Source organism: Stieleria sp. (assembly GCF_041595215.1).
Classification (GTDB): domain Bacteria; phylum Planctomycetota; class Planctomycetia; order Pirellulales; family Pirellulaceae; genus Stieleria; species Stieleria magnilauensis.
The window spans coordinates 1-4,515 of sequence record NZ_JBFHKV010000732.1 but is presented as its reverse complement, the minus strand read 5'-3'; the positions used below and the strand labels follow the sequence as shown (position 1 = coordinate 4,515).

General features: G+C 61.4%; 2 protein-coding genes. Both read right to left on the bottom strand.

The window, feature by feature from the left end:
• On the bottom strand, positions 1-2,348 hold a 2,348-nt coding region (locus ABX749_RS23300), incomplete at its 3' end, for a polyketide synthase (protein WP_372898104.1).
• 1 nt (position 2,349) lies between these two features.
• The coding region (locus ABX749_RS23295) for a VWA domain-containing protein (RefSeq protein WP_372898103.1) at positions 2,350-4,515 on the bottom strand (2,166 nt) is incomplete at its 5' end.

The following is a 4,515-nucleotide window of genomic DNA, read 5'->3' as shown; positions in this document are numbered from 1 at the left end:
TTAAACAGGTCTTTGACACGGTTTTTACGTTCTTGCTGGGTGTCTTCTTTGAGTTGTTCTTGATCCTGGATCAGGCCGCGAACCAGGTCCAACAGTTCATTGTAGCTTTCCAAGTCAAGCATCTTCTCCAAAACGGCCGTTAACTCCAAGAGCACTTGGTCGGCGGTTTGGATCGCGGCCTCGGTGTGCTCCAGTGCCTGTTCGGGCTGTTCGATGGAACCTTCGATCGCTCGGATCTGCTGCTTGAGCTGCTCCATGGAGACATCGACGATCTTCCGCAGCGGGTCACGGACGCCACTGCCAAGTCTTTCCTGTCGATCTTTGGAGTCAACTCGATTGTTGACCATTTCCAACAGCAGGTCATCGAGCGACTCGGCGATTCCGGTCAGTTCTTCGGCGGTTTTGCTGGCCTGCAAGCCACTTTGTTGGACCCGCAGCCCGATGATTCGCAGTTCGCGTTGCCGTGTCTGTTGTTCCGACTCCCCCTGCTGGCGTTCCATCAACAGCTCGAACCGGTCCGATCGGAACCCGGCGAGTTGTTCGCGCAGTCCCTGGGTTTCGGTGACGGTTTGTTCGAGGCGGGTGCGGAGGCCCAGTTCCCGTCGCTCCATCAGCGTCAGCAGTTCCTCGGGCGTGACGACTTGCAAGCGATAGATTTCGCTAGTGGTCAGGTGGGTTCCGTCCAAGTTGTATCCGTCGCGTGCTTCGGCATAGACGCTGATGGCGCTGCCGGGCTGCAAGGCGGGGATCTGCCCCGAATTGGTCAGTTCACGAAGATCGATGACGGCACCGGCCTGCCCATCGCGGTCCAATTCCAGCCGTTGCGAGATCGGTTCGGCCAGTGCCGGCGACACCGCGCCGCCTTCGCCATCCCCTGGGTTGGCTGAGGCACTCTGGGCGACGAACGCGGTCACTGAAACGACGCCGTAGTCATCTTCGGCCACACATTCCAGCGGCAGTCGGGCGATCGGTGTGACCGCGGATTGGATGCCCTTGAGCGCCAGCGAGACGCTGGGAGGTTCATCAAGAATCGCCCCCAGGAAGTATCGGAACGGCGCTTGGGCGCTGATGCCGTCGGGGTCGGAGGGAACGATGCGAATCGCGGTCGGATTGTCGAAGGTGTCCAGCTTCAACCGCACGGACTGGCGGTCGTCGGCGTACACCAAGTCGGTCACTCGGGTTTCTTGCCCATCCGATTCCAGCACCACGTCGACATCACCCAACGGTAGACTCGAAACCGCTTCCAGCGTCACACCGCTGCCTTCGCTGATCCGCAAACCAGCTTGGTAGGGAGTTTCAAAATCGTATTCGGATTCATCGGTTGCGGTGGAGGTGGCGGAATCACGAAGGTAATCGGGGTAACGAATCTTGACATTCATCGCCGAAATCGCCGGCGGCTCGGCGGCTTCGATCCGATAGTCGACCAACCGATCATCGAGGCCTTGGATGGAAAACGAAAATGACGACGCGAGGTTACTCAGCGGAGGCCCGTCGAGCACAAACGCTTGGTAGCCGTCGCGCTGACGTCCCACCCGACGCATGTTGGATTGTCCGCGGGTGCCGTCATCGGTTTCGTAATACACGGTACATGCCGAGGGGACTTCGGCGTCCTCGGCGGCTGCGCGAATCCGTAAGATGCCGCTGCTGCCGGTGGGCAATCGCATCACGCCATTTTCAAATTCAATTCGCTGCGGGTCGGAATCTTGGATGTTGGACGCGGTGACGGTCGGCAAGTCGACTCCGACCATTTCCAATCTGGCCCGCCGCGGCCAACGGGCGTCGGACAGCAGCGTCAATCGGGCCGCCGCGCGGGCGAACGCACTCGGGCTGTAGGCGGCAAACATCAGTGCCAACAGCAACAGCGGTCCCGCCAAGGCGGCTTTCTGAATCAGCGGTTGCATCCGAAACACACGCCCCGGATCCACTTCGTCCACCGACTCGGATGCTTCGCGGTGCACCAGACGCAACAGGTCGGGCGAGTGCGAATCGCCCGTTCGGCCGGGCCGCGACAGTTGAACGGCGGTCACCAATCGCCCGGCAAGTTGCGGATGATGGCGTTCGACCAACAACGCCAAACTGTCGTCGGGAAGCGGCCGGCTCAATCGATCGATCAGCATTCGGACAACGATCACGAACACCGCAAAACCGACGGCGGCGAGCAGGATCCCCCGTGCCGAGCGAGGCATTTCGGTGCCGCCGAGTGTGACGGGCACGTAGTCGATCAACAGCCCGATCCAAAACGCCACCAGAACGACGGCGATGATGGCCAGCACCGAGTCCCAAACCACGTAGCGGCGGATCCGCCCACGAAGCGATTGAAGCAACGATTGAAGTTCGGGATCAAGCATGTCAAGCCAACCTGTGTAGTCTGCGGATGACCCATTCCATTGTCAGCACACTGGCGATCAGCCACAGCAGCATTGCGTTTCTGCGCTCGGTGAAAATCGCGTCGGGGGTTCCGGGAAGAATCGTGGTTTGGGGCTGGGGGCTGATGGTGCCGACGATGTTTTCGATCAGCGAGTCGCCGGCGGCGTCGGCTTCGACTTTCCAGTATTCCCCGCCGGTGGTCTCGGCCAAGCTCGCCAGGTCTTCGTCGTTGCGGCGGGGGCGTTCCAATTCGACCGTCGGCAACCGCACCTGCACGTTTTGGCGAAAGACCTCTTCACCAAGCGCGTCGCCGAGTGTTAGACGCAACTCGTGATTGCCATCGGTGCGAACGACAAATCGGCCGCTGTAGATTCCCGGTCGCGATTCGCCTTCGACGGGCGTCAGACGAACATCTTCGACGCCCTTGGGTGTGATCAGTTTTGCCTTGACCTCCGGCACGGTCAGCGGTTCGAACTGCTCGTCGGTCAGCACCGCACGGACCGTGATGGTGTCGCCGACCATTGCCCGGGGCGAATCGACCAACAGCAAGCCGCGGTTACTGTCGCGCAACAACCGTCCTTCGCTGACCCAGCGGATCAGTTTGGTGTAGTAGTTGTCAAAGTACGCATCGCTTTCGCGGCGCATCCGCCACATCTCGCCGCTGCCTTGAAAGAACACGCGGCCGGCGCCATAGAATTGGCTGGCCATGTAGACGGGTAACGAATCCGAGATCCGCGTCGTCGGGTCGGAGAAGTAGGCGTAAACCTTGGCGATCGGTTTGGCCGCTTTGACGCCGACGTAATCATAGACGCCGCCGAACGAATCCCAGGCTTCGAAGCTGGTCGCCGGTTCGTCGGTCACCCACAGGAACTCGGCGCGCCGCGCTTCGGGTGTGAATTCCAGCGGCCAAGCCGTCTCGCCCCCTTCGCGACCCGACCCCATCATCAAGCCTCGACTGGAAAAGGTGACGGGGAAGAAACTGGCGATGCGGGCGACGCGCGGATCGGTCCGCAGACGCAGCCAACGGGGGTGATAGACCGGTCCGCCGACGATGATCAATCCTCCCGATTGTGATGCCAGCCAGCGATCGAGCAACTCGATCGAGGCCGCGGGGATTTGCGTCCAATCGGGATCAAACATCGCGATCGCGTCATACTCGAACAGCTCCGCCGGGGTGGCGGGGAACTCGGTTAACAATTGATCGGCGTCCTGGCTCATTCCCGGCTGACCGGTTTGCAGCCAGGTGTCCAAGCGAATTGATTTTTCTCGGTGCAGCAGGTTTCGGACGAAGCGGTATTCGCGGGTCGGACCACCGGCGATCGTGAGCACGCGTAGCTTACGCGCGACGACTTCGTAACGCGCGTCGCTGACGTCATCCTTTTGGTTTTGATCCTTCTCGACCGGCAGAATGCGGATCGCCAGTCGTCGCCGCCCGACCGATTGGGGCTCGAGTTCGAACTTGATGCCGACCAGGGAGCCGTCGCCGTTCAATTTGACCGATTGTGAATCGATCACTTCGGTCGGCAGCGCATTGGAGGCTCCGCCGTCGGCGGTGGTCGCGTCCAGACCGTCGAGCAGCTGGACTTCGATGTCCAAGGCGTCGCCGCCGGTCCCTTGAAGCACGGCTGAGACGGCGAATTTGTCGTTCGGATAAACGCGTTTGGGGGCATCGAGGTCGACCACGCGGACGTTCGTCGGAGGCTTGCTGCTGCCGAGTCCGACGGGGTACACCGAGACCTCGCTGCGTTTGGCCAGGGCCATCGCCGAGGCCACGTTGCTGCCCCCGTTGTTTTGCCCATCGGTCATCACCACGATGCCGGCCAGCGTCGTGGGGTCGTGGCTGGCCAACACGTTGGTGATCGCATCACCGATCCGGCTTTGCGATGCCGATGCCGCGACGGCGTCTTCCCAATTGAGCACCTTGATCGGTTGCTGGGCCGGATCCGTTGGTTCGCTGGATTCTTCACCGTCGGTTGCTTCGGGCGCGTCGTCGGCCAACCCGACCAGCGACGCGAACGATCGCGACGTGGCGCTGCTGTACGCCCAGCCACACAACAAGAAGCCGACGCACATCGTCACCGCGGTCACGCCCAGCAACCAGCCCAGGCCTTCGCGTCCACCGCCGGACTGCGAATCCGACGTGGGGGC